General features: G+C 36.2%; 21 protein-coding genes and 1 pseudogene. 16 read left to right on the top strand and 6 right to left on the bottom strand.

Annotated features, from left to right (window positions below):
• Nucleotides 1-5: 5 nt before the first annotated feature.
• From F7984_RS09695 to F7984_RS09675, 5 genes are all read left to right on the top strand, one after another.
• The gene (locus F7984_RS09695; protein WP_225983567.1) at nucleotides 6-1,754 is read left to right on the top strand and encodes a glycoside hydrolase family 3 protein; all 1,749 of its coding nucleotides are present in this window, start codon (nucleotides 6-8) and stop codon (nucleotides 1,752-1,754) included.
• A gap of 350 nt (nucleotides 1,755-2,104) precedes the next feature.
• Nucleotides 2,105-2,485 carry a helix-turn-helix domain-containing protein gene (locus F7984_RS09690; RefSeq protein WP_066103674.1) on the top strand — a complete coding sequence of 127 codons (381 nt, stop codon included), beginning with the start codon at nucleotides 2,105-2,107 and terminating at the stop codon, nucleotides 2,483-2,485.
• Between the two features lie 375 nt (nucleotides 2,486-2,860).
• Complete coding sequence (locus F7984_RS09685; RefSeq protein WP_140461492.1) at nucleotides 2,861-3,316, top strand: HutP family protein; 456 nt, start codon at nucleotides 2,861-2,863, stop codon at nucleotides 3,314-3,316.
• 335 nt (nucleotides 3,317-3,651) lie between these two features.
• Nucleotides 3,652-4,629 carry an NAD(P)H-dependent flavin oxidoreductase gene (locus F7984_RS09680; RefSeq protein ID WP_140461491.1) on the top strand — a complete coding sequence of 326 codons (978 nt, stop codon included), beginning with the start codon at nucleotides 3,652-3,654 and terminating at the stop codon, nucleotides 4,627-4,629.
• 53 nt (nucleotides 4,630-4,682) lie between these two features.
• The gene (locus F7984_RS09675) at nucleotides 4,683-5,837 is read left to right on the top strand and encodes a thiolase family protein (RefSeq protein ID WP_140461490.1); all 1,155 of its coding nucleotides are present in this window, start codon (nucleotides 4,683-4,685) and stop codon (nucleotides 5,835-5,837) included.
• A 409-nt stretch (nucleotides 5,838-6,246) separates the two neighbouring features.
• On the opposite strand, the gene F7984_RS09670 is transcribed toward F7984_RS09675, so the two are convergent.
• From F7984_RS09670 to F7984_RS09655, 4 genes are all read right to left on the bottom strand, one after another.
• The gene (locus F7984_RS09670) at nucleotides 6,247-6,999 is read right to left on the bottom strand and encodes an aldo/keto reductase (RefSeq protein WP_258188199.1); all 753 of its coding nucleotides are present in this window, start codon (nucleotides 6,997-6,999) and stop codon (nucleotides 6,247-6,249) included.
• A gap of 10 nt (nucleotides 7,000-7,009) precedes the next feature.
• The gene (locus tag F7984_RS09665) at nucleotides 7,010-7,285 is read right to left on the bottom strand and encodes a hypothetical protein (RefSeq protein WP_140461488.1); all 276 of its coding nucleotides are present in this window, start codon (nucleotides 7,283-7,285) and stop codon (nucleotides 7,010-7,012) included.
• A 215-nt stretch (nucleotides 7,286-7,500) separates the two neighbouring features.
• Nucleotides 7,501-8,406 carry a sulfurtransferase gene (locus tag F7984_RS09660; RefSeq protein WP_066103684.1) on the bottom strand — a complete coding sequence of 302 codons (906 nt, stop codon included), beginning with the start codon at nucleotides 8,404-8,406 and terminating at the stop codon, nucleotides 7,501-7,503.
• Nucleotides 8,407-8,962: 556 nt separating this feature from the next.
• The gene (locus tag F7984_RS09655; RefSeq protein WP_066103686.1) at nucleotides 8,963-9,385 is read right to left on the bottom strand and encodes a hypothetical protein; all 423 of its coding nucleotides are present in this window, start codon (nucleotides 9,383-9,385) and stop codon (nucleotides 8,963-8,965) included.
• Between the two features lie 384 nt (nucleotides 9,386-9,769).
• Here F7984_RS09655 and F7984_RS09650 point away from each other — a divergent pair, with 384 nt between their 5' ends.
• The 4 genes and pseudogenes from F7984_RS09650 to F7984_RS19695 all read left to right on the top strand — a co-directional run.
• Nucleotides 9,770-10,216 carry a DUF6376 family protein gene (locus tag F7984_RS09650; RefSeq protein WP_066103687.1) on the top strand — a complete coding sequence of 149 codons (447 nt, stop codon included), beginning with the start codon at nucleotides 9,770-9,772 and terminating at the stop codon, nucleotides 10,214-10,216.
• 207 nt (nucleotides 10,217-10,423) lie between these two features.
• Nucleotides 10,424-10,843: a hypothetical protein gene (locus F7984_RS19055; RefSeq protein WP_066103690.1), complete on the top strand. Its 420-nt coding sequence runs from the start codon at nucleotides 10,424-10,426 to the stop codon at nucleotides 10,841-10,843.
• 311 nt (nucleotides 10,844-11,154) lie between these two features.
• Nucleotides 11,155-11,643 (top strand): prolyl-tRNA synthetase associated domain-containing protein, encoded by a 489-nt coding sequence (locus tag F7984_RS09640; RefSeq protein WP_140461487.1) that lies wholly within the window; start codon nucleotides 11,155-11,157, stop codon nucleotides 11,641-11,643.
• Between the two features lie 401 nt (nucleotides 11,644-12,044).
• A pseudogene (locus F7984_RS19695) lies at nucleotides 12,045-12,148 on the top strand (Arm DNA-binding domain-containing protein); the annotation flags it as partial.
• A gap of 234 nt (nucleotides 12,149-12,382) precedes the next feature.
• Here F7984_RS19695 and F7984_RS09630 read toward each other — a convergent pair.
• The gene (locus tag F7984_RS09630) at nucleotides 12,383-12,631 is read right to left on the bottom strand and encodes a spore coat protein (protein ID WP_066103694.1); all 249 of its coding nucleotides are present in this window, start codon (nucleotides 12,629-12,631) and stop codon (nucleotides 12,383-12,385) included.
• A 14-nt stretch (nucleotides 12,632-12,645) separates the two neighbouring features.
• Nucleotides 12,646-12,828, bottom strand: coding sequence for a hypothetical protein (locus F7984_RS09625; protein ID WP_066103696.1), 183 nt, complete (start codon nucleotides 12,826-12,828; stop codon nucleotides 12,646-12,648).
• A gap of 255 nt (nucleotides 12,829-13,083) precedes the next feature.
• Between F7984_RS09625 and htpG the strand changes: the two genes are divergently transcribed.
• From htpG to F7984_RS09590, 7 genes are all read left to right on the top strand, one after another.
• The gene (gene htpG, locus F7984_RS09620; RefSeq protein ID WP_066103698.1) at nucleotides 13,084-14,964 is read left to right on the top strand and encodes a molecular chaperone HtpG; all 1,881 of its coding nucleotides are present in this window, start codon (nucleotides 13,084-13,086) and stop codon (nucleotides 14,962-14,964) included.
• A 525-nt stretch (nucleotides 14,965-15,489) separates the two neighbouring features.
• A complete protein-coding gene (locus F7984_RS09615; protein WP_140461486.1) occupies nucleotides 15,490-18,189 on the top strand; it encodes an alpha-mannosidase in 2,700 nt (899 codons plus the stop codon).
• Nucleotides 18,190-18,221: 32 nt separating this feature from the next.
• Nucleotides 18,222-19,517 carry a glycoside hydrolase family 125 protein gene (locus F7984_RS09610; RefSeq protein WP_225983566.1) on the top strand — a complete coding sequence of 432 codons (1,296 nt, stop codon included), beginning with the start codon at nucleotides 18,222-18,224 and terminating at the stop codon, nucleotides 19,515-19,517.
• A gap of 39 nt (nucleotides 19,518-19,556) precedes the next feature.
• Nucleotides 19,557-20,186: a YesL family protein gene (locus tag F7984_RS09605; protein WP_140461485.1), complete on the top strand. Its 630-nt coding sequence runs from the start codon at nucleotides 19,557-19,559 to the stop codon at nucleotides 20,184-20,186.
• A 26-nt stretch (nucleotides 20,187-20,212) separates the two neighbouring features.
• Nucleotides 20,213-22,093, top strand: a complete 1,881-nt coding sequence (locus tag F7984_RS09600) for a family 20 glycosylhydrolase (RefSeq protein WP_066103704.1) — start codon at nucleotides 20,213-20,215, stop codon at nucleotides 22,091-22,093.
• Nucleotides 22,094-22,110: 17 nt separating this feature from the next.
• Nucleotides 22,111-25,218, top strand: coding sequence for an alpha-mannosidase (locus F7984_RS09595; protein WP_140461484.1), 3,108 nt, complete (start codon nucleotides 22,111-22,113; stop codon nucleotides 25,216-25,218).
• Nucleotides 25,219-25,662: 444 nt separating this feature from the next.
• Nucleotides 25,663-26,592, top strand: a complete 930-nt coding sequence (locus F7984_RS09590; RefSeq protein WP_066103708.1) for an ABC transporter permease — start codon at nucleotides 25,663-25,665, stop codon at nucleotides 26,590-26,592.
• The last annotated feature ends 2 nt before the right edge of the window (nucleotides 26,593-26,594 follow it).

Below are 26,594 nucleotides of genomic sequence, written 5' to 3'. Positions count from 1 at the left end.
TCCAGATGATTCAAAAAATTGCTAAAAACATCCCAATGCCAAAGGTTGATCTAAAAGCAAAGCCATATAATCTATCTGATGAAGATATTAAATGGGTTAAAGATACAATCGCTGGAATGACTACAGAAGAGAAGATCGGTCAGTTATTTATTAACCTATTCTTCTTTGGTGATGATAAATTCAGCGGTAATACATTCACAAACAAAGAACTGCTTGAAAAATACCATATCGGCGGGGCTCGTTATATGGGGGCTACATCCGATAAAGTACAAGCACTTATCAACGAACTTCAAAAGGATTCCAAAATTCCATTACTAGTAGCAGCGAACTGTGATGCAGGCGGTAATGGTGCGGTAAACGATGGTACATATGTGGCCTCAGCTGCTATGTGTGAAGCTTCTGGTGATGAACAATTATCCTTTGATGCCGGTTATGTAAGTGGTCGTGAAGCGCATGCGGTTGGTGTTAACTGGAACTTCGACCCATGTGTGGATATCCTAAAAAACTGGAGAAATACAATCGTAAATACTCGTGCTTACGGTACAACTGCTGAACCGGTTATCAAGCACACAAATTCATACATTAAAGGGTTAACAGAAAGTAATGTTGGTGTTTGCATTAAGCACTGGCCTGGTGATGGAACAGAAGAACGCGACCAGCATTTAGTCATGGGCGTAAATGAATTATCTGTAGACGAATGGGAAAAATCCTTCGGTGAAGTATACCGTAATCATATTGAGAACGGTGTACACTCTATTATGGCCGGGCATATTGCTTTGCCAGAATATCAAAAAGCATTAGTACCTGAATTAGAAGACCGTGATATCTTGCCAGCTACGTTAGCGCCAGAATTAATTAATGGTCTCCTAAAAGGCAAATTAGGCTTCAACGGTCTAGTCTTGACTGATGCATCTCATATGCTTGGTATGACAGCAGCGATGAGACGTGAAGAATATGTACCGCAATCCATTGCAGCAGGCTGTGATATGTTCTTGTTCTTCAACGATATTGATGAAGACTACAACTTCATGTTAAATGGTTACAAAAATGGAATCATTACAGAAGAACGACTTCAAGATGCATTAGAAAGAATCCTGGGCTTTAAAGCGACACTAGGCTTGCACAAAGCGCAAAAAGACGGTTCCATCTTCCGCAATGAAGAAGACTTAAAAGTAATTGGCTGTGAAGATCATATCGAGCGTGCTAAACAAGCTGCAGATAAAGGAATTACGCTTGTTAAAAACACATTGGATCAATTGCCAATTCGCCCAGAAACACATAAACGTATTCGTCTGTATTTCTTAGAAGGAGAAAAAGGCGGCATTTATGAAGGCGATGACAAAACTCTTAACTATATTGTGAAAGAGCTTGAAAGCAGAGGCTTTGAAGTAACCGTTAACGAAGGTGACACTCGTGTTAAAGGCCCAACATTAAAATATCGTGAAGAAGTAGATGCAGCTCTTGTATTTGCCAATGTCATCGGTTATGGTGCAGAAAACAACTACCGTATCAGATGGAAAACGGCTATGGCAAACGAGATCCCTTGGTATGTACATGAAGTTCCAACCGTATTCGTATCATTGAACTTCACAACACACTTAACTGATGTGCCAATGGTAAAATGCTATATTAATGCATACAAAGATACTGAAATCACAATTAAAGCGGTTATTGACAAGATCATGGGTGAATCAGAATTCCATGGTACACCAAATGAAAACGTTTGGTGTAATAAGTGGGATACAAGACTGTAATATACGGTCATTGATATATTGAAATTATATTCAGTCCACGAAAAACATGCGGATCTACATGCTTTAAGCATGCGGGTCCGCTTTTTTAATGGTTCATTCTAACTTTAAGATAATAAACTTCAATGAATTAACACTAAAAGTATAATAACTCCGGTAACATTTAAAATTACTTTTTATGAGAGAAAATAACATATGTTTTTATTAATAAGAACTAAACAAACTATGTTCCAAATCTTCATAGTTTTTTTCTAAAAACCCAGCCACCAAGAAAAAATCACAAAACCCACCAAGAAAGAAAAAATTTGATAATATAAGATTAAAAGTGATGTCTAATGTAAGAGGTGAGGGGAATGAACAGAGGATTCTTATTAAAACAAAAAGCATTTTTAAAGCTTTATCTACTGGAGATTGCTTCTCATCCAAGGGACTATGGTTCCATGGTGTTAAATGATTTAAGAGAAAAATTTAAACCATTTGGCTATTCGCCAACCCATACGGAAATTTATAAAACCTATAAAGAATTGTATAAAGCCGGATTCGTAAAAAAAAGAACCGAAATACTCGGCGATCCGCAAGAAAATGTTCAAGAAGTTTTTATTTATTATTTAACGGATAAAGGGAAAGAAGAATTAGAAATTTACCGAAAGTTAATGAAAAAAGAGCTGGAACGTTCAATCGGCATACTGCAGGTTGCTTTAGAGGATCATTTTGGTCCAGTTAAGAAAATATAAGGGTCAGGATTCTAAATAAATAGCAAAATAAAATTAGGTTTCAACAGGCAGACTGATTTGCATAGCAAGTCGGTCTGTTTTGCATGTATAGATTGAATTACACCTTAAGTTTACGTATTTATGATTTAAAGGGATGCAAATGAAAATTTGAAAAAAGATCCCTCCTATTAAAAAACATAAATAAATCGATTCGAATTAAAATACATATATAGTAATGGGATAAAGATGTTCAATTTAGTTAGCTCCCAAGAATTCGTTTGTTTATAAGTATAAAAAGCACTAATAAACGAAATATTAAGTTGTGATTATTAAAATGGTTTAAAGACAATTTATTCTCACTTGGCAATTGCTTTATTTACTGAGGGGGTGCTAAAGATGATCATTCAGGATCACGATTTTACGATGGGCAAGTTAACTTCTTTATTGGTACTCTTACATAACAATGAAGCGGGAGAATTGATAAAGAAGCAGTTAAATATGGAGAATTGCCGGTATACCGTAGGAAGTATAGGATCTATCGACTTAAATAAAGTCATTTCTGTCATTGAAGCAAGTGCAGAAACAAAGGGAATTATTAATTCGGATTCATACAATGAACGAAATACGTTATATCATACCATTTTAGAGGCAGTACAAGGAGTCGGCAGAGGGACCATTCAAGTAGGTGACTTACTTAAAAAAGTTGATTTAACCTATGGCATAGTAAGAGGTAAAAATAAAAAAATAAGCACGGGCAATGAATGGATTGGTGTTTGCATTTATGGACGGTCTGATTCAGAGGAAAAAGGGATTGAACAGGAAACATTAGGACTTGGTTTTAATCATTTATAGACAGTGCTATCTATAACCCTTTCAGAGGACTTCACCAGGAATATTTCTTTCCAAGTGAAGTCCTATTTTTATATTCTTTATGAATTGCATGTCGATAAATATCAAGGCAGGACCATGTATATAGATAGTTAAACAGAAAGCACAATCATTTTATGGTCAATTTAAAGGAAATATCTAACTGTTGTTGAAAAAGTATTATATGCAGTGATTTTTATTAAAACTCTACATAATCTTTTCTCAAAATATCAAATTGACAACAGAATTCTATTTATTCCAAAACCGAACTTTGTATTTGTAAAATCAAAAAATGATAAAAACTTGGAGGTGGAGAACAAATGAAAAAAGAAAGTGTCAAAGAATTAGTGGAGCAAACAGCTTTACCGATTATTGTTTCACCAATGTTTATTATATCTACTCCTGAAATGGTACTGGCAAGTTGTAGGGCTGGAGTTATTGGTACTTTTCCAACATTAAATGCACGAACTGAGGAGCAATTGGAGGAATGGTTTCAAGAAATAAAGGATGGACATGTAAAGTTACAAAATGAAAATACAAACAAAAAAGTAGCACCCTGGGGAGTAAACTTAATTGTTCATTCGACTAATCATCGTTATGAAAGTGATTTAGCGTTAATAAAGAAATACCAACCACCTATCGTCATTACGTCGCTTGGAAAACCGGTTAATGAAGTTGAGATCGTCCATGAATATGGCGGGCTGGTATTTTCTGATGTTATAAGCATTAAGCATGCAAAAAAAGCAGCTGAGGCCGGAGTAGATGGGTTAATTCTCGTTTGCAATGGCGCGGGTGGTCATGGAGGTACATTAAATCCGTTTGCCTTTATAGCTGAAGTTAAACAATTTTGGGATGGAATCATTATTTTAGCAGGTTGTATATCAAACGGACAAGAAATTCTTGCGGCAAAAGTGCTTGGTGCTGATTTTGTTTATATGGGAACTCGGTTTATCGCTTCTTTGGAAGCGGTTACTAAAGAAGGGTATAAAGAAATGTTAATTGAATCGAATGCCAGCGATATTATTTATACGGATACCTTTAGTGGAGTGAATGCAAATTACCTCACACCAAGTATCAAAAAAGCTGGCTTGGATCCAGCTAACCTACCGGGGAAAAGCGAAATGAATGTAGTTCGTAAACAAAATGAAGCAAAAGCCTGGAAGGATATTTGGTCTGCAGGCCAAGGAGTGGGGTCGATTAAAGATATTCAACCAATAGAGTCTATTATTAAAACATTGCAACAGGAATATGAGAAAGCATTAGACACATTACCTTCAACAACAGCTACTAAGATATAAATCTAAACACAGTTATTTGATTTTCACGGTGAATTTTAAAGGAGGAACTTCTAATGAGAGAAGCGGTTATTGTGGAAGCAGTCAGGACTCCAGTCGGGAAAAGAAAGGGGGTATTCAGTTCAGTTCGCCCTGATGATTTACTTGCAGGAGTTTTACGTAAACTTACCGAGAAAGCTGGTATTTCAAGTGGTTTGGTTGAAGATGTTATTATTGGCTGTGTTTCTCAGGTTGAAGAACAAGCCATAAACATTGCAAGATCAGCTGTACTGATGGCCGATTTCCCAATCCATGTACCTGCCACAACGATTGATCGTCAATGCGGCTCGAGTCAACAGGCAGTTCATTTTGCTGCACAGGCTATTTTAAGCGGTGATATGGATATTGTAATTGCAGGTGGAGTTGAAAGTATGACGCGCGTACCAATGGGTTCAAATAGATTACATGCAAAACCGAGTGATGAACTATCTTCGCGTTATGAATTAATTAACCAGGGATTGTCTGCAGAGAGAATAGCAGAAAAATGGGGGTTTAGCCGAAATCAACTAGATGAATTTTCAATTAAAAGTCATCAAAAGGCTATCCGAGCTCAGGACGAAGGACGTTTTGAACGAGAAATCATACCAGTAGAAGTAGTTAATGATGATAGGTCTAAAACTATAGTTACTCATGATGAAGGACCGCGTCGTGAATCTTCAATGGAGAAACTGGCCACTTTGCCCACCGTCTTTAAAGAAAACGGAGTCATTCATGCGGGTAACGCGAGTCAAATGAGTGATGGTGCTGCAGCACTTCTTATTATGTCAAAAGAGAAAGCGATCCAATTGGGATTAAAACCACGCTTTAAAATTATCTCCAGAACAGTAATAGGCTCTGACCCAACCTTAATGCTTACAGGTCCAATTGAGGCTACTAAAATGGTATTAAAAAAGGGCGGTTTGACCATTAATGATATGGATTTATACGAGGTAAATGAAGCATTCGCGCCTGTTCCTTTATGCTGGATGGAGGAGCTTGGAGCTGACCCAGAAAAATTAAATGTTAATGGAGGAGCTATTGCTCTTGGTCATCCGTTAGGAGCGAGTGGCGCTCGCGTCATGATCACATTAATGCATGAATTAGAACGGATAGAGGGTAGATATGGATTACAGGCCATTTGTGAGGGAGCAGGAATGGCGAATGCTACTATTATTGAAAGAATTGTAGAGTGAACTATTTTAAATAAGAAGAGTAATAGAAGCCGGGACATAACTTATAAACAATGCTGAAAGACTAACGCTATCTAAATTAATCCAACTAGACTTTGTTGCTTATTAAGGTGGAGGAAAAATCCGTTCCATTACGCTGCAGCCACTCGCTTTCCGCGGGGAGGAAGCTGAGCCTCCTCGGCTGCGCCTGTGGGGTCTCAGCCTTTCCTCTATTTCCCGCAGGAGTCGGTGGCTTCCACTCCATTCCACTAAGTTTAATAATGGTATACAGAAATAACCAATCTATTGAAAATAAATAAAAAAATACGACCTATTAGGCGAAATATTTATTAAAATATCACCTAATAGGTCGTATTTATCATTGACTGAAATACTTATGTCCCATCATCTTTCACTTAATCATTTTCAATTTTTAATGTTTTATCTGTATTAACCTGAGATTGTTAATCACATGGTTGAGATGTTTCATCCCCACCATTACTGAGCTAATGTTTTGCTCTCCCAAAATTGATAGTAAATGATCGTTTGGAGTACAATCTCTATCTATTAATTTACCCAAGTTAAATGGAGCGCTAGTCACTGTTATTAACCCAAATTCCTTCGCGGCATCTAAAACAGTATGAAATTGTTGATTTACTTGTTGATTTCGTCTTGTTTTCGCATAGTGAATGATTTTGTTATAGGGGAATTGTAGAAACTTGAAATGATGATTTACGCCAACAACTTTTAGTAGAGTTTTCATGACTTTCTCCAATGAAATATAACCTTGCTCTTCAGGATCACATAATAATCCATTCCAAGTAGCAAACCCGTAATAACGAATATTCCCCTTGGATACTTGTTCCTCATAAAATAAAAATAGTACTTCGAGTTGTTTATAAAAAGCTTCCTCACTTAGTACCCTCATTGAGAGTTCGGGATTATGTATATAATGGATGTCAATGGTATTTATCCCGAGATGCTTCCTACTTTGTTCGATTGCGAACTGGTAATAGGAAGGAGCCAAAACGTGTCGCTGATTTCCTACAATATGTAAATCGGCTTCTTCAACTATTGCTGTATCTAGGAGTATTTTTTGTAAATACTTTTTAGGTACAAGCCCTATATCAATATCTCCTGGGATAATTCCGGCTTTTGTAGAAATCACTATTTCCTCGCGATTTATTGTTCCATTATCAATTAAACGAGATAAAACTAAGCTCTGATCTCATTCCTCGATAGTTAATTGCTGTATCTACAAAATTGATACCATTTTTCAATCCATATTCAATCGAAGTTCGATAAAGTCTAGAGTCTGTTTCATCCATACTGCCTAAATGTGTGCCAATGGCGATTGGAGAGACTGAAAAACAAGAAAGTTCTCTTTTTATAACTCCATGCCTATCTAAATATGCAGAAGTAGCTTTTGAAGTTGCAGAACCATTATTCATTAGAATCTCATCTTTATTCAACTTCCCAACCCCATCCTCAGAATATCTTTCTGCGTACTTATTTCTTTATCTTTGAGTAAGAATCATTCCTAACATTTCAATTTAACCGATAATCCAGCTGAATTCTTATATAATTCAGCCGATTCACTCAATAATTCACCGATACTCCCCAACCTTGTAATAAATAATAGAAGACCCCCAAACCGAATGATTTGAGGATCTTCTCTAATTATCAATTAATCTATCATTTTACTTCCAGTGACTAATGGTAGGTCAGGCTTGGAGGCCCATTCATTCATGGAGCCATCATACACCGCGACATTTTGCACACCTAATTTTTCTAGTATTAAAGCATTCCAGGTAGCAGCGATTCCGCCACCGCAATAGGTGATTACTTTTTTATTGGAATCAAATACACCGATATCCGCAAAGTTATCCTTCAATTCTTCATCAGAAAGAACATTTTTTGTTGTTGAATCAGTATGGCATCCGAAGAATACATTGGCGCTGCCGGGTATATGGCCTTTTCTTAGATAACTGTTAGTTTCACCGCGAAAATCCTCTGGAGAGAGACTGTTGATTAGAATAACCGAATCATCATCTATAGATTTTAAAACCTCATCCATTGTAACTAATAAATGATCTCTTCTATAGCTTGTAAACGAAGCTTTTGGATAGGATGTCTGATCAGTAGTAACAGGACGACCTTCTTCAATCCATTTTGGCAAACCTCCATCCAAAATAGCAATATTGTCTAAGCCCTCATATTTAAGCTGCCATCTTAAACGAGATGCCCAATATGGAGCAAAAAATGGAGCCCCAACAACCGCTCCTCGGTCATAGATTACAGTGTAAGTATCCTGATCGCCGATTCCTAATTCTGAAACCTTTTCTATGAAATAATCTCTATCAGGAACAGTGAATGGTAAATCAGAAGCGGAATCAGATAGTTCATTTATTAAATCTGCATACACCGCCCCAGGTATATGTTCATGTTCATATGATTCCTTACCTGATGAGAGTGTGATACTGCCATTTTCTAAGGGTTTCATAAGAGTAGTTACGTCTATTAATCTTAATTTAGGGTCATCAAGTCGGCTTGATAACCATTCTGTAGAAACAATAATAGGAATTGTTTGCATGTATATTTCCTCCTATATAAGTTATTCTGTTAAATATATAATAATTTCTATGTAAATACTATGAATTAGCTTTTTATCTAACATCAGTGACAATTTAATTTAGATCCCAATAACTATCAGGAAAGTCTATAATTATTTGACACTGTTTATGAAAAATTGATATTTGATGCCTTTCTAAAACATTGATACGTAACATACTTATCTCAACGGGAGATTGTCTCATAAGCTGTCAAACAGGGAGTCTTTCCTTCATTTATCTTTCGTAAAAGTATCATTAAAGAAATACATATAAAATGCATTACGTTACAAATACTAGTCCGATAAATAGAATTCTGTACCTGAAAGTTTTTAGGTTTGATTAAGTAGTTTGATAATAAGCGATTCTAGGGTTCATTCGTTGTTTGGATAATCTTATATTGCGATGGTATGTATACTTCGAGAGAAAATATCCATCCACCGCAAGTGATTTACTTATAGTATCGGTGGACAGATAGTTGACTTTTTACGGTCATATTAAGAGATTCGTGGTATTTACATATGTCTAGATAATTAATAATTAGCAACTATAAGCTAATATACTAGATGTAGGGAAAGAGGCAAAAGTAAAAGTAGGAAAAATGATTCCTGTAGTATTACCAAACGGACTTGCTGATAGGACCCACATTAATACATAACGTCCATTATTTAAAAGCATAATTGTCCAGCGTCTATCACAGCCCACCCCAAAAGTTGTTCCAGTTCCTGAACCAACCCATGTACCTGATGTTAGAACCTCTTGGCCTTTTGACGGGTTTTGTAGAAGATATTGATACATATTAATCGTATTCTGTGAAGGTGGGGGTGTGCCCCCAGTTGGTGAACCACCTGTGCCGGGCATTCCAGTATTGGTATTCGGCCATCCTGTTGATGTTCCAGGCCATCCTGGAATAGGAAACGGAAGATTGGGAAGCCCGGGGATTTGTCGATCATAATATTCCATTAATATACACTCCTAATTCAATTTTTTATAGGCTAACGACAGTATATTATTTGGTTTGATTAAGGGTGTGGGCAATAATTCTTTAACATTAAATATACAATCATGGAATAGATTGTTTTGTTATAGTTGAATGTTTGCTTTTGATTGGATCGAGAATAAATGGAGTAATCGGTTAGTGTGTTAAACTAGAAGATATCAGTAGGTTTGTTATTATTCTTAAAAGAGCTTTTGTTAAAGATAAATGTTGTTTTTACATTGAGTAGAGTGATTCTTCCATAAATTAATAAATTGGATGACTGATAATGGTATGAAATATACTTGGCCAGTATGAGTCGATTAGGAAATATATTTTGTTTATACTGAGGAATGGATGGAGGAAAAAGAATGAAAAAATTATTATCAATGCTTATTTTACCAATGACTATTTTTCTGACGAGTTGTTCGACAATAGAGGAAGTGTCAAATTCTTTAAATTATGTTACGGAGGCTACGGATTACATCGATGAAGTAAATCAATTTGCAAATGAATTACCAACTGTAGCAGAAGCAGCAATAAACGATTTAAATTCAAAAATTCAATTAGAAGAGTTATTAACAGAAATGCAAAATGAATTAGAAGAATTCAATATACTTGAAGCACCGGCTATGTTAGAGGATATCCATAATCAAGTGGTAGAGCATAATATGGAACTAGCAAGTGGTATTGAGTTGTATTTAGAAAATATAGAGGCAGGCACATTAAGTTCAGAATTACTTTCGGAAATTGGTTTATTGGAGGAAATCGCTGTTTATAATGATCTGTTAAGCCAAATTAAGAAATTAAGCGAATAAAATAATATTCTACTGAGGCGCTACAGGATTTAAAATCCTGTAGCCAGTTTTTTATTGTACTACTATCAGTCCGTTAATCCAGGAAGGATTTATGTTTTTTTGTTAAACCTCTTATGGAGATAAAGGGGCACGTTAATGAAAAAGGGTATAGATGATGGATTATCGAATATTTATATTAAATACTAATCTTTCTTAGGGGTGCTATGTTTGAGCAAACAAGATAAAATAGGGGAAATATCGATTATTTTAAAGAGGAAAATAGTAACGGCCGTTGTTAGTAGTTTAATATTTTCCCTTATCTTTTCAATACCAGCGGGTTTTGAAGGGGATTTATTTTATAATTTATATTATATGAATTTTATGATTGTTATTACCTACGGGGTTATGACATCCATATTTAGTGACTGGTTTAGCAGGAAGCTTTCAAAAAAAGGGGTAATTCGTGAAATTGCTTCCTTTTTATTTCATGTTGTTTTCGGATCAATGTTACAAGTTTTTGGTCTTATTTCTGCCATCTCATTCTTTATTGTTGACCGTTTATTAATAAGGGTGAAGATCGGGTGGATGTCAGTTTTTATTGCATTATTAATTGTAGTACTAGCTTTTCTATTTCTGATTAATCGGTAGCTAAAATAAGCGAAGCAAACTTAATGGTTATAGATTCTAATTATTTACTAGTAGTGTAGCTTTGATAAAATTAAAGGAACTGCGATCTGTACTGAAACCCCAGTTAGAGTCCAATCTAACTTCTTGGGTTCACATCAGATCGCAGTTTCTTTTGTTATGGTCTATTGGTTAGCTTAGTGATCATTATTTAAAATGATTAATAAGATTTTTCAAGATTGATTTATCGAAGGCAAATACTTCGGGATTTTTATGATAAAATATTTTAATATAATAACAATATTCAGAACTGTAATGATGGAGGCCTATCCTTTATGGAACAATATCAAATTGTATATAATACCTTAACTAAAATGAATATTCCATTTGAAGTAGTTGAACACCCTCCTGCTTGGACAACAGCTGAAGCAGACAAATATATTGATGGGAAAGAAGGGTTGCGCACTAAAACGCTCTTTCTTACCAACAAAAAAAAGAATGCGTTTTATTTAGTTATAATGGATGGAGCAAAGCGTCTTGATATGGATCATCTTGCTACTATTCTCAATGAAAAACGGATAAGCTTTGGTTCTTCCGAACGGTTAATGGAAAAAATGGGGTTATCTCCTGGTTTTGTTTCTATTTTTGGATTGCTAAACAATGATGAACACGACATAAAAGTCTATTTAGATAAAGAGATGCTCTCAGAAAGATTAATAACGTTCCACCCTAATGACAACACTAAAACTCTATTTATGTCTACAGAAGATATGTATAAATTTATAACTACAATCGGGTATGAGTACACGATAGTTGAACTTTAATAAAACCAACCAAATTTAGTGAATGATTAAACTTAAATAATCGAGTGTGTTTTAAATGCAAAAGCACTAAATAAAAAATTAACATAAATTTGGACTAGTAGGTTGAAGTCAAAAATGTAATCATGCGGTTTAGACGGTAGTGATAGTGAAGTTGGATCAATTAGAAGATATCGATTTAGTTTGAACTTGGACAGTACAGTCCATACGCCGATACAATAATATTTAGGCGGAGGAATATATGGAAGCGGTTAGGAAGGGAATGGACAACCCTCAATCCTGCATATGAAGCTATAGAGAAAAATAACTTTCACAGTACAAACTATGCTTCTATTTCATAAATCCATACTAATATCAACCCTACCTCCATCAACAAAAATGGAGGTTTTTTTATTGACAGTTAAAAAGTTGGTAAAGTATGGTCGTTTGGATAGATGCCGGTGCTGACACACTTACTGGCAAGAGGAAACAGATTTATCGAAGTGGTTTTAAAACAAAACGTGAAGCGCTTAATTAAAAAGGCGAAGGTTCCATGCCACTTCATAATCTTAGGCATATTCATGCAAAGATTCTTATTAGGAGGCGAATCGGTTTATGGAATATTAATTTTACTAAAAATAGAAAAAAGGCTCAAACCCTTGATACCATTAGGTTTAAGCCTTCTTGTAAAGTGTGATCCCGACTGGGTTCGAACCAGCGACCCCCACCCTGTCAAGAAGAGGGTTAAATAAAGACCTGTCTGTTATCCCTGCGATAATTCATTCTTGACGGTCATGATTTCATCTTCGGTTGCAGGCTGTGCTGGTTTATAATAGCCTCTTTGCTTAGCCAGTAAATAGACTTGATATTGTCTTTGTTCATCTTGATTTCTCATATCTTGAACCTTTTGTCTTAATTCCTGATTTTCTGTCTGTGCAATAATAGACGCATAACCTGTAAGACTACTGTTTAATCCTGATAAATAATCATTAATCATTTCTTTTTCCTGCATGACAAATCCTCCTTTTATAAAAATTTCATTAGGTCTTCTTTATGATTTCTTGCGTCTTGAGCATCTTTTTGTAGCTGTTGTATGATTTCTGGGTCTGTACATTGCTGTGCATAATAATCAAGCTTAGTGGCTAGGGTGCCATGCGAGCCGATCATATGACGCAGGTTCTGAAGTTCTAATTCATTTAAGTTTGGCATATTATCACTCCTCAATAAAAATACACTCCTACTATCTGCTAAAACCACATAAAATATGCATTTCTAAAAGGTTGTTGATCTTATCAGTGAATCACTTCACTTTACTTTTACACGAACAAGTTATCCTACAAATATTGACACCATATTAAAATTGTGAATAATTAAAAATAGATAGCAATTAGCACTCGATATTCATGAGTGCTAATTGCCGGATATTCTTTCTTTACAGAACACGATGGAGGGGAAAAGACGAAAATGGAAAAACAGCAATTTAAAGCAGAATCCAAACGATTATTGGAAATGATGATTAACTCAATTTATTCTCAGCGCGAGGTGTTTTTGCGTGAACTTATTTCAAATGCCAGTGATGCGATTGATAAACTTTACTACAAGGCATTAACAGATGAGTCCTTAACATTTAATAAAGAAAGTTATTACATAAAAGTAAGTGCAGACAAAGAAAATAGAACCTTATCCATCTTGGATACTGGTATTGGGATGACCAAAGAAGAACTTGAAAATAACCTTGGTACGATAGCTAGAAGTGGATCTTTAGCTTTTAAAAGTGAAAATGAATCAAAAGATGGCCATGATATTATCGGACAATTCGGCGTTGGTTTTTATGCAGCGTTTATGGTAGCTGATAAAGTGACAGTAATCAGTAAAGCGCTTGATTCTGATACCGCGTATAAATGGGAATCAGAAGGTACGGAAGGATATACGATTGTTCCATGCGAAAAGGAAACAATCGGTACTGAAATCATTCTTACGATTAAAGAAAATTCAGAGGAAGAAGATTTCGATCAATATTTAGATGAATATAAATTAAAATCCATTATCAAGAAATATTCCGATTTCATTCGCTATCCAATCAAAATGGATACCGTAGAGAAGCACCTAATTGAGGGCAGCGAAGATGAATATGAAAATATTATTGAGGAACAAACCATCAATAGTATGGTTCCGATTTGGAAAAAGAATAAAAGTGAATTAACGGATGAAGATTATGAAAGCTTCTATCATGAAAAGCATTACGGCTTTGATAAGCCGCTTAAACACTTGCATATCAATGTAGACGGAACAATCCGTTATAATGCAATTCTTTACATCCCTGAGAATATTCCTTTCGATTATTACTCCAAGGAGTTTGAAAAAGGGCTGGAGCTGTATTCAAACGGTGTTCTGATCATGGAGAAATGTGCTGATTTACTTCCTGACCATTTCAGCTTTGTGAAAGGGATGGTCGATTCAGAGGATCTATCACTGAATATTTCAAGGGAAATGCTGCAGCATGACCGACAATTAAAGCTTATTGCAAAAAATATTTCGAAAAAAATTAAGAGTGAGCTTCAATCATTATTAAAAAATAACCGTGAGAAATACGATTCATTCTACAAATCCTTCGGCCGTCAAATTAAATTTGGCGTGTATAGTGATTTTGGAGCAAATAAAGAAGCTTTACAGGATCTGCTAATGTTCTACTCTTCCAAAGAGAAGAAATTGGTGACTCTTGATGAGTATGTGTCGAGAATGCCAGAGGATCAAAAATACATTTATTATGCAACCGGTGATTCCTATGAAAGAATAGAAAAGCTTCCTCAAACAGAGCTTGTTCTAGATGAAGGGTATGAAATCCTGTACTTCACTGAAGATATTGATGAGTTCGCCGTTAAAATGATCATGAACTATAAAGAGAAAGAATTTAAATCTGTCTCCAGCGGAGATCTTGGTATTGATCGCAATTCTTCAGACAAGCAAACAGATGAACAAGAAGAAGAAAATACTGAGATATTCAATTATATGAAGGAATTACTTACAAACAAAGTGAAGGATGTCCGGGCTTCCAAACGTTTAAAAACACACCCTGTTTGTTTATCCGCTGATGGAGAAATCACGATTGAAATGGAAAAAATCTTGAATGCTATGCCTGATAATCAAAATGTGAAGGCAGATAAAGTATTGGAAATCAACACAAATCATGAAGTCTTCCAATCTTTAAAAGCAGCTTATGAACAGGATAAATCCAAGCTGGATTTATATACTGAGCTATTGTATAACCAGGCCTTATTAATAGAAGGACTGCCAATCAATGACCCAGTTGAGTTTACAAATAATATTTGTAAAGTAATGGTTTAATCATAACCTTAAAGCATCAGTCTACCCTAGGAGATGGGTAGACTGATGCTTTTATATATATAGCATCTTTTCCAGCTCTATTATATATAGGATATTAGAATAAATTTTTGTTCGTATAAGCACATTGTAGATGTGATGATACAGAAGGACAAGTAGAGGAAGGAGCGTATACAGCAGTTAAGATAACCATCGTATAAATATTCTCTGTACCATTCATTATAGAAGATTAGGCCTTTGCATTTTGGGTGATTTCCATCATTTTCATAATTGTAATTTTCTTTATACAGGAAGGTATGAATAATGCATTTTAATAATCCAAAGAAATTGTATCTAAAAGATAAAGTTAAACTACATAACAAATTCACTGGACTAATTTAATATCTACTGTAATAACTTTATGACTTTCCTCTATTCTATTGCTAGAAGAACTTGGTTTTTTTATTGTAGATATTGAAGGAATCTATTTACAAAAAAATGACAGCGCTTTCTTGTTGAGTGTAAATCACCAAAGGAGGAAAAGTCTTTATGAATAAGACTGCCCATATAATTTCTCATTCTCACTGGGACAGAGAGTGGTATTTACCTTTTGAAAAACATCGTTTTTACTTTATCAAACTCATGAATAGTATCATTGAGCAATTTAAGAAGGATGGTAATACATTTAAATCGTTTCATCTTGACGGCCAGACAATCCTTTTAGAGGACTATTTTGCAGTCCACCCTGAAAATTTTGAAATCGTAAAACAATTGATTGAAGATAAAAAACTTTATATTGGTCCTTGGTATGTGTTGCAGGATGCTTTCTTAACCAGTTCTGAAGCTAATATCAGGAACTTGCAGATTGGTTTGTATGATACGAAGGTCTATGGCCATGCTTCAAAGATTGGCTATTTTCCGGATACATTCGGGATTTATGGACAGGCACCTCAAATTCTGAAACAGGCGGGCATTGATACAGCAGCATTTGGGCGAGGTGTTAAGCCTACTGGCTTTAATAATACAGTATCGGATACACCAAACTTTGAATCTCCTTTTTCCGAGATTGTTTGGAAATCGCCAGACGGTTCTAGTGTTTTAGGTATTCTTTTTGCGAATTGGTATTCGAATGGGAATGAAATACCAATTGATTTGGAAGAAGCAAAGGTATTTTGGGATAAAAAAATCCAGGATGCAGAGAAATATGCCTCGACTAATCAATTATTATTCATGAACGGCTGTGACCATCAGCCACTGCAAAAAACAATACCGCAAGCAATTAAAACAGCCGGTGCTCTATATCCGGATTATACATTTAAACACTCCAGTTTTGATGAATATATACAAGCATTAAAAGTATCACTTCCCAATAACCTGCAAATCATTGAAGGTGAGCTTCGCAACCAGCGAACAGATGGCTGGTCTACCCTTGTCAACACGGCATCAAGCCGTATTTATTTAAAGCAATGGAATACGAGGTGTCAAATATTGCTGGAAAAAGTCGTGGAACCACTTGCGGCTATTAACCTTTTGGCCGGAGGGGATTACCCGAGTGAATATATCCGTTTTATGTGGAAAACACTGATGAAGAATCACCCACATGATAGCATTTGTGGCTGCAGTGTAGATGAAGTCCATCGTGAAATGGTCACACGTTTTGAAACAGTTTCGCAGATGGGAGATGTATTTGTTAAGGAACTTGCTGCTGAGCTTGCTGAAAGAATTGATACATCTGAAACACCGGATGGCGGGATCCCGCTCCTTGTAATTAATACAACCGGCTGGGAGAAAAATGAAGTCGTAATAAAAGAAATCGATCTGGATAAAATATTTTTTTCTCAAATGGATTTTAAAGAAATACCAAATTATCTAAAGGAAAGAGAATTACCTTGTTATAAACTCGTAGATAATCAAGGAAAGGCAATAGATTATTACCTTGAAGAACCTGTTATTGAGTTCGGATATGATTTACCAGACGATCAATTTCGACAGCCGTTTTTTGCTAAACGGGCTAAACTATCATTCTTCGCCGAAGGAATTCCTTCATTTGGCTATAAAACGTTCTACCTTGTACCAGAAAAGGTTCCAGCACAGCAAGCTGAAACTAGAGAAACTGACAATGATAGATTTGAAATGGAAAATGAGTATGTTCATTTACATTTTCATGAAGATGGTAGCTTTGATTTAATGAATAAGCTAACTGAAGAAGTTTTTCATCACCTTGGTATATATGAAGACACTGGTGATATTGGAAACGAATATATGTTTAAGGAAACAGAGCGGCATGCCTCCATCAATACAAAGGGGATAGCAGCCGAATTTTCATGGTTAGAACAAAGTAAACTCAAAACAGTACTCCAGTATATTCATACGTTATCAATCCCAGCATGTGCGGATGAACGGTTAGCCTTAGAAAGGAACCAATTAGTTTGGCATAAAGAACGGGAGGCAGGTAGATCTGATGAAATGACAACAATTACTTTACGAACTGTTGTCACACTGGCCAAAGGAATGAAAGGTCCGGTTTTTACGCTGACCATTGATAATCAAGCAACAGACCATCGTCTCCGTGTGCTTTTCCCAACTGGTTTAAAGACAGAAACTCACAAAGCAGATAGTATATTTGAAATTGTTACTCGTCCCAATAAACCAGAAAAAGAATGGGATAATCCTAGCTTTTGTCACCATCAGCAGCGATTTAGCAGTATAGCAGATGAGCAAATGGGCTTAACCGTGGCAACCCTTGGTCTTCAAGAATATGAAATCCTGCCAGAAGACGGTACGATTGCAATTACTGTTCTCCGTTCGGTAGCTGAGCTCGGAGACTGGGGATATTTTCCGACACCTGAAGCACAATGCTTAGGAATCCAGACAGCAGAGTGGCAAGTACTGTCACATGAAAAAGATGTGATTAAATCACAAGCTTTTGTTGATGCTTACCAATTTAAAGTACCTCTCGTTATTGTTCAACCAACCATACATAAAGGTACAAGGCCACCAATACATCAATTTGTACAATCTGAAGACAAGGGACTAGCATGGTCCTCTATGAAAGTAGCGGAGGACCGCGATGATATCATGATTCGCTGGTTTAATCCTGGTGAAAAGAATGCGATTTTAAAAGCATCTATCAAAGATTATCAATCCTACAAGAGTAATATCTTGGAAGATTCAACAACTTTGACAGAAAATCAATATGAAGCAGGAAATGCAGAAATCATTACACTTGGATTTAAAAGAAAAGGATAGGGTGTGAATTGATGATAACTATTCCTAAATCAATGCAGAGACTTATCAAACATGTAAATGACTTTTTTCCGGAAGACGCAAAATTACAAAGAATGTTTGAGCAATGTTTTGTTAATACGTTTACAACGACTTTAAAAAAACAGGAAGATGGCAAAACCTTCGTAATTACCGGTGATATTCCGGCAATGTGGCTCCGCGATTCAGCTGCACAAGTAAGGCCCTATTTACTGGCAGCAGAAGAAGATGAAGAATTAGCGGATTTAATCGAAGGAGTAATTCGCCAACAGTTTTCTTTTATACTTCATGATCCGTATGCTAATGCTTTTAATGAAAGTGCCAACGGCAAAGGTTATCAAACCGACATAACAACGATGACCCCACATATTTGGGAACGAAAATATGAAATTGATTCTTTGTGCTATCCAATCCAACTGGCTTACCTATTTTGGAAGTCTACAGGACGTACTGCGTTTTTACAAGAATCGTTCCAGGATGTTATGAAAACAATTCTTCATGTATGGAGAACGGAGCAGGATCATGAAAATCATTCACCATACCGGTTTGAACGTGCAGAAGTTCGTCAGTCCGACACATTAATACGTCATGGAAAAGGAGGACATGTTGTACCGACCGGAATGACATGGAGTGCCTTCCGTCCAAGTGATGACGCTTGTACTTACGGGTATTTAGTGCCCTCTAATATGTTTGCAGTGGTAGTACTTGAATATGCAGCTGAAATCAGCAATCAAGTATTGAACCTACCAATATTAAGCAAAGAATGTCTGAATCTTCGCAATGAAATAAAACAAGGAATCGAAACTTTTGCCAAGTTCTCTCACCCAATTAACGGTGACATGTATGTATATGAAACGGATGGTGAGGGCAGGGTCAATTTAATGGATGATGCGAATGTTCCAAGCCTGCTGGCTGCTCCTTATTTAGGATACATGCCATATGAAGATCAAGTATATGCGAATACACGCCAATTTATATTAAGTAGGGATAATCCATATTATTATGAAGGGAAATTTGCAAATGGAATCGGAAGTCCACATACACCTGATCATTATATCTGGCATATTGCACTTGCAATTCAAGGAATGACGACAACGGTTGAAGGCGAAAAACAAATGATACTAGACTATTTTAAAACAACTGATGGCGGAACGGCGTATATGCATGAGGGCTTTAACGCCGATTGCCCAGAAGAATTTACAAGAGATTGGTTTGCTTGGGCTAACACAATGTTTAGTGAATTTGTATTAAGTTTAACGGGGAAAGCGGTAAAAGGAAGCCCGCTTTATCACCAATTGATTAAAAATCAATAAGTATCTTGAAGGAGAATTTTCATTTGAGGGGATGAAGCAATGAAAAAAGTGCCATGGATCATTGGTGTTTGTGAGTGGATTTGGAGAGTGATTTTAGTCAATTGGTGTTGGTTTGCGTTTACTATCCTTGGATTAGGCATATTCGGATTTTTCCCTGCGTCGGTGGCTTTATTTACGATATTAAGAAAATGGATTAGAAACGAAACGGATGTACCTGTTTTAAAAACATTTAAGCAGATTTATTTTCAAGAATGGAGAAGAAGTAATGTAAATGGCTTGATTTTCTATGGCATCGGACTTTTCCTGTTTATTGATATTCGAATAGTTGACCAAGTGATGAAAGGCTTTTTGGCTAGTTTTCTTTCTATCTTCTTATACATTCTTGTATGCGTGTTATTTTTAGCGATTGGGTACTTTTTTGCAATCTATGCTCATTATGAACTACCAAATAGGGATTACATTAAACAGTCATTTCTGTTTGCAGCGACCAGCTTGCCTTCTACTATACTCATTTTGATTGGCCTTATCCTGATTGGCTATATGATTAATGAGTATCCAGGTCTTATTCTATTTGTGTCTGCAGTTGCGCCTGCCTTTTGGATGATGAGAATCTGTCTTAGCCGATTTACAGCTTTAGATAGTCAAGTAAGTAGCAATAAAGGTTACTAAAAACAATCTTTAAGGAGGAGTTTATTTTGAAATTGCATATTAAGGGAGATGTAAATTCAGTACAAAATGGTATAGAGATTCTGTCTAAGCATCTAAATATAGAGCTTTCCACGGAAGGGCATCCCATTCAGGTGAAAAATGAAAGTGGACAGCTTAGGGTTGCTAATCAAAACGGTAGCGGGGAAATTAGCTATGATCAGCCGGTACATTTTTTTCGTGCTTTAGGTTTGTGGATTGAGAATTATCAGAAAAACCATGAATTTGATATATCAGAAGACCCGAATTTTGAAATGAGTGGTGTAATGCTTGATGCCTCAAGGAATGCCGTCCCAACAGTTACTGAATTGGAAAAGCTGCTGCAAAAAATGGCAATTATGGGACTTAACACATTGATGCTTTACACAGAGGACACTTATGAAGTTAAGGAGCATCCTTATTTTGGTTATATGCGAGGACGATACACAATTGAAGAGCTAAAAGCATGTGATAATTATGCCAATAAACTTGGAATTGAAATGATTCCATGTATCCAAACATTAGGGCATTTACGGGAAGCGCTGAAGTGGAACTATGCTTCTGAATTTAGAGATACCGATGATATCCTATTGGTGGATGAGCCGAAGACCTATGAATTTTTGGAGAACTGTATTAAAGCCGTTTCTGAAGCTTTCCATACGAAACGTATTCATATTGGAATGGATGAAACTTTCCAGTTAGGACTTGGAAGGTATTTGGAAAACCACGGTTATGTGAATCATATTGAAATTATGAACCGCCACATACAAAAGGTTGTAGCAATTACCGAAAAGTATGGCTATAAACCAATGATATGGAGTGATATGTATTTCCCTCTATTCTCCAAGGATAGTAAATACCATGATGAAAAAGGTCATATTAGCGAAGAAATTTTAGGTGGAATTCCGGATGTAGACCTTGTCTATTGGAATTATTATCGTAAAGAGCAGGAGGTATATGAAGAATATATCCAACATCATAAAGATCTAGGTCGCCTACCAATTTTCGCTGGCGGTGCATGGACATGGAATGGAATTGCACCGAATTACGGAAAAGCAATTGCTACTACTGAAGCAGCTATGGCCGCATGTAAAAAAGAAGGAGTTAAGGAAGTCTTTGTTACACTCTGGGGTGATAATGGAGCAGAGACACCTTTCTCAACGGCTTATCCGATCCTTCAATTATTTGCTGAACATACCTATCACCAAGTAGTAACGAATGAACAAGTCGGCGACCGCTTTGCATTTTGCTGTCAAGGACACTTTGAAGATTTTATGATTTTGAAACACTTGGATGAAACGCCAGGAGTCATGGAGAATAATATGAACACATCCATGACTTCGAAGATATTATTGTATCAAGATATTTTAATCGGTCTCTATGATGAGAATGTTCGAGGTTTAGGGCTTGGCGAACATTATAATAAGCTAGTTTATGAGATTGAAAAGGCTAAACTTCATAATCCTGATTGGGAGCATTTATTCGACTTTTATGGGCAGCTGGCTAGAGTGTTGAGTGTGAAGGCGGAAATAGGCCTTCAGTTAAAGGAGCTTTATGACAAAAAGGATGTTGAACAGATCCGTTCATTCTTACCTAAACTCGATTGGATTCAAACTAACGTGGACCTGCTCCGTCAAAAACATCGTGATATTTGGTTTACAGCCTATAAACCATTCGGTTGGGAAGTTATTGATATCCGCTATGGGGGGGTTATTACAAGAATTGACACCATAAAATATCGTCTCAATGAGTGGCTTGATGGAAGAATTGATCAAATTAATGAATTAGATGAAAAACGACTGCTTCACGATGGACCTTGGGAGATTGTAGATGGATTAGTAGGTGGGAATATATATCATCGAATTGTCACTGCTGGTAATTTTTCAATCTAAAACATAGGAGTGAAAACATGTTTTTAACCGAAAGAAAGTTTGAAGCACGTATTCAAGAACTAGGGGAGTATCGTTACCGTGACTGCTATGATATTCCTCAATTTAACACCTGCAGTGACAATGGTAGGATTGGTGCCTTTCCACCATTGGAATACGATGAACATCATCAAATGAGGTTAGGCAACTATTGGAAGGGACGAGATCGTTACATGTGGATACATGCTAATGTCGATAGCCACCTCCCATATAATAATAAACAAATTGTCGGACTATTTTCTTTTGGGAAAACAGGAGGAGGAAATAACTCTGGTTTTGAGTCCTTATTATTTATTAATGGAAAGCCCGTACAAGGAGTAGATTCCAATCATGAAGAAGTTCTTTTCGACCAAGAGACGTCGCAAGGATCCATACGATTAGATTTTCGATTATGGTCCGGCTTTGAAGGCGGAGGCCCTCCTGTTGAAAATGAATTTAAACTCCAAACCGCGAAGATTGGCTGGCTGGATACTCGTATTGATGATTTATACTATACCCTTTTAGCTTCTTATGAGGTATTAAAAGAAAGCATGGAAGCAGATTCTCATTATTCGTTTTTAAAGAAAATGATTCAGGACGCTTTATTCCGAATTAATTGGACTGATCCAGGAAGCATTGAATTCTATGAATCATGTTATGAAGCGGAGACCGATATAAAAGAAACGCTTAGATCAGTTGATAAAAATTCAGATATTACGATACATGCAGTCGGCCATACACATATCGACGTTGCCTGGCTTTGGCGGTTAAGAAATACGAGGGAGAAAGCAGCCCGATCCTTTTCAACGGTACTAAATCTAATGAATCGGTTTCCAGAATATCACTTCTTGCAAACACAACCGCAGCTCTATGATTATATTAAAGCTGACTATCCTGAAATATACGAGCAAATAAAAGAGAGAATTGCAGAAGGTCATTGGGAAGCAGGAGGAGCGATGTGGCTGGAAGCCGACTGTAATATCCCTAGTGGTGAGTCGCTTGTCCGTCAAATTCTTTATGGGAAGAATTTTTTTAAGGAAGAGTTCGGCATCGATTGTGACTATCTCTGGTTACCGGATGTGTTTGGCTATAGCTGGGCGTTGCCGCAGATATTAAAAAAATCTGGGATCAAAACGATGATGACCACTAAGATTAGTTGGAATCAGTATAACCGTATGCCGCATGATACATTTTTTTGGAAGGGGATTGATGGGTCAGAGATATTAACTCATTTTATCACTACACCTGAACCTTGGAACGAGCCGGACTCGTGGTTCTATACATATAACGGCTACATTACAGCGAAAACAGTAAAAGGGATTTGGGAAGCTTATCGCGATAAGGATTTATCCAAGGATCTTCTACTATCATACGGGTACGGTGACGGTGGGGGTGGCGTTAATCGCCATATGCTTGAAATGCGCCGCAGATTCGATCAGCTGCCGGGAATGCCGAATGTGAAAACATCCGGGGCAGGAGAATTTTTTAGAAAACTGCACGAAAATGTAGAAAAGTCCGATGGTTATATTCATAAATGGGACGGCGAACTATATCTTGAATATCACCGTGGAACCTATACTAGCCAAGCATTTATGAAAAAGATGAATCGTCAACTGGAGCTCTTATACCGAAGGGCAGAATTCCTATCCTCTTGGTTATCTGACAAGGGAGAATGGCTAGGATTTGACCGACTTAAGGATGGTTGGAAGATTATATTAAGAAATCAATTTCATGATATCATCCCTGGTTCCTCGATACATGAAGTATATGAAGATGCGATGGAAGAATACGCTGAAGCACTACAGATTGTTCAACAAGTGGAAGCAAACATTATTAGTAAGAACGTTGAAGAGAAGGGACAGTCTGCGATTTTATTTAATGCTACTCATTGTAAGGATAAAAGGAATGTATTCGTGTCTCAATTCGCACAATTTAACGCTGGGGTTTGGACAGATAGAGAAGGACATGAGTTAAACCATCAAAAGAGTGAGAATGGGTGGTTAATTGAAGTGAAAAACCTACCTTCTTTTGGTGTAGCTGTCTTAAATTTTGAGCCGGATGAAATAATTCCAGCAGCTTCTAATTTTATTTATCATAATAGAAAATTAGAAACGGCATTCTACCAAGTTGAATGGAATGAGTATGGTCAGATGATCAAAATTTACGATAAAGAAACAAATCGTAATATTTTAGCAGATGGTCAAAATGGAAATGTGTTGCAAATCTTTGAAGATAAGCCTCTTGCACACGATGCTTGGGATATTGATCTATTCTATCAAGAAAAAATGGAAAAAATTCGTGATATTAGTACATTTAAAGTGGAGGAAAATGGTGAGCTTTTCTTTAGCCTTCTTGTTACTTGGAAGTATCATCATTCGTCCATTACTCAACGAATTAGATTTTATCATAATGATCGACGGATTGATTTTATAACTGATGTTGATTGGCATGAAAAAAGGAAGTTGCTCAAAGCATCGTTCTCTGTTGATATTCGGTCTACAGAAGCTACTTATGATATTCAATATGGTAATGTAAAGCGTCCTACGCATTGGAATACCAGTTGGGATATGGCAAGGTTTGAAACTGTCGGTCATCAGTGGGCCGACCTATCAGAACCAGATTTTGGAGTCAGTTTGCTAAATGATTCAAAATACGGGTATGACATCAAAGAGAACGTGATGCGTTTAACTTTATTAAAATCGGCAATTCATCCAGATCCTCAAGCTGATCAGGGGCAACATTCCTTTACTTATTCTCTTTATCCGCATATAGGAGATTGGAGAATAGCGAAAACAGTGGAAAAAGCTTGGGATTTAAATGCACCGGTTTTATCTACAGAAGGAAAATGGACGAGAGAGGAATCTTTCTTAGAAACTGATTCGGACCATATTTGGATAGATGCTATTAAGCCTGCTCACGATGGAAAAGGGATTATCGTTCGGATTCATGAATATGAGGGGCGCAGGGGTACGGTATCATTGAATTTCCACACAGATAACTCATCATGGATTGAGACGAATTTAATGGAAGAACCTATCGGTACAGAATCATCTGCACCGATTAAGATGGAAATTTGGCCTTATGAAATAAAAACAATCAGAATAACATAAACAGAAAATGAACGGTTTGATCATTCTTTCCGTTCATTTTTGTATTTATAAAGCCAATTCGCTTTTACTATTTGGCTTAAGCAACTACATCAATAACTTCAAGTTTTAGGTAAACTTACATTGTTTAAAAATTTATTAAATTACGTAAAAGTTGTTTAGTAAATAAAAAAAAGTAAAATAGCATGAAGATTACTATCTTAAAATTATGCCATGTTAACCTAGTTGTAGGTTAAGCTTTAAAAATTGCTGAAAGATGTCGTTTAATGCCGTTTAGTAATTCATCTTTTAATCGATTTTGTTATTCTTTATGAAAAGTCCTAAAAAACATCTTGTTTCTAAGTTTTTTCCAGTTAATCCTAAATTAGTCAACTATAAATTAAGCTCTATTCCCTATAAAATATAGTTATGAAAGTGCTTACATAGTTTGAAGGGAGGTAAAAACACTTGAAAAGATTTGCACGTGATCTATATAAAAATCGAGTCTGGCTTCTAATGGTCCTGCCTGGAACCATTTGGTTATTGGTATTCTCCTATTTACCTATGTTTGGACAAGTATTAGCTTTTAAGAAATTTCGAATCCATCCAGACGGTTTTTTTGCAAGCGTTATCAATAGTGAATGGGTAGGTTGGGATAACTTTAAATATTTGTTCAGTACAAATGATGCATGGATTATAACAAGAAATACTCTCTTATATAATATTATCTTTATTGTTGTTGGGCTTATTGCTGCTGTGGGAATAGCCATTTTGCTTAATGAGCTAGTGAATAAAAAGCAATCAAAAATTTATCAAACTTCTATCCTTTTCCCACATTTTATTTCCTGGGTTATTGGCAGCTATTTTGTTTTTACTTTCTTAAGTACTGATCATGGCCTAATGAATCATGTACTCAGTTGGTTCAATATTGATCCCATTTCATGGTATAGCGAGTCAAAATATTGGCCATTTATTCTAGTATTTATGAGCTTGTGGAAAGGTATAGGTTACGGCAGTATCGTATATTTAGCATCTATAGTTGGAATTGACCGAACATATTACGAGGCAGCAATGATTGATGGTGCTTCAAAATGGAAGCAAATAAAACATGTTACTTTACCAATGCTTAAGCCATTAATGATTATTTTAACCATTATGAATATCGGAAAGATCTTTAACTCGGACTTCGGATTGTTCTATCAGGTACCAAGAGATTCCGGAGCATTGTATTCGGTTACAAATGTTATTGATACATTCGTATACCGAGGTCTTATGAATCTTGGGGATATCGGTATGAGTACAGCAGCCGGTCTTTATCAGTCCGTTGTAGGTTTTACCCTTGTCATGATTACGAATTACATAGTCAGAAAAATTGATGAGGAAAGTGCATTGTTTTAAAG

Source organism: Pradoshia sp. D12 (assembly GCF_008935075.1).
GTDB lineage: Bacteria > Bacillota > Bacilli > Bacillales > Pradoshiaceae > Pradoshia.
The sequence above is the reverse complement of the archived record's forward strand: the minus strand, read 5'-3'. Positions and strand labels throughout refer to the sequence as shown.

Excerpts from the sequence above, each read along its gene's own strand:
- F7984_RS09640 (WP_140461487.1), top strand. The coding sequence starts at position 11,155 with ATGGAACAATATCAAATTGTATATAATACCTTAACTAAAATGAATATT.
- F7984_RS09615 (WP_140461486.1), top strand. The coding sequence starts at position 15,490 with ATGAATAAGACTGCCCATATAATTTCTCATTCTCACTGGGACAGAGAG.
- F7984_RS09650 (WP_066103687.1), top strand. The coding sequence starts at position 9,770 with ATGAAAAAATTATTATCAATGCTTATTTTACCAATGACTATTTTTCTG.
- htpG (WP_066103698.1), top strand. The coding sequence starts at position 13,084 with ATGGAAAAACAGCAATTTAAAGCAGAATCCAAACGATTATTGGAAATG.
- F7984_RS09675 (WP_140461490.1), top strand. The coding sequence starts at position 4,683 with ATGAGAGAAGCGGTTATTGTGGAAGCAGTCAGGACTCCAGTCGGGAAA.
- F7984_RS09660 (WP_066103684.1), bottom strand. The coding sequence starts at position 8,406 with ATGCAAACAATTCCTATTATTGTTTCTACAGAATGGTTATCAAGCCGA.
- F7984_RS09630 (WP_066103694.1), bottom strand. The coding sequence starts at position 12,631 with ATGCAGGAAAAAGAAATGATTAATGATTATTTATCAGGATTAAACAGT.
- F7984_RS09610 (WP_225983566.1), top strand. The coding sequence starts at position 18,222 with ATGCAGAGACTTATCAAACATGTAAATGACTTTTTTCCGGAAGACGCA.
- F7984_RS09690 (WP_066103674.1), top strand. The coding sequence starts at position 2,105 with ATGAACAGAGGATTCTTATTAAAACAAAAAGCATTTTTAAAGCTTTAT.
- F7984_RS09595 (WP_140461484.1), top strand. The coding sequence starts at position 22,111 with ATGTTTTTAACCGAAAGAAAGTTTGAAGCACGTATTCAAGAACTAGGG.
- F7984_RS09625 (WP_066103696.1), bottom strand. The coding sequence starts at position 12,828 with ATGCCAAACTTAAATGAATTAGAACTTCAGAACCTGCGTCATATGATC.
- F7984_RS09695 (WP_225983567.1), top strand. The coding sequence starts at position 6 with ATGATTCAAAAAATTGCTAAAAACATCCCAATGCCAAAGGTTGATCTA.
- F7984_RS09605 (WP_140461485.1), top strand. The coding sequence starts at position 19,557 with ATGAAAAAAGTGCCATGGATCATTGGTGTTTGTGAGTGGATTTGGAGA.
- F7984_RS09685 (WP_140461492.1), top strand. The coding sequence starts at position 2,861 with ATGATCATTCAGGATCACGATTTTACGATGGGCAAGTTAACTTCTTTA.
- F7984_RS09680 (WP_140461491.1), top strand. The coding sequence starts at position 3,652 with ATGAAAAAAGAAAGTGTCAAAGAATTAGTGGAGCAAACAGCTTTACCG.
- F7984_RS09655 (WP_066103686.1), bottom strand. The coding sequence starts at position 9,385 with ATGGAATATTATGATCGACAAATCCCCGGGCTTCCCAATCTTCCGTTT.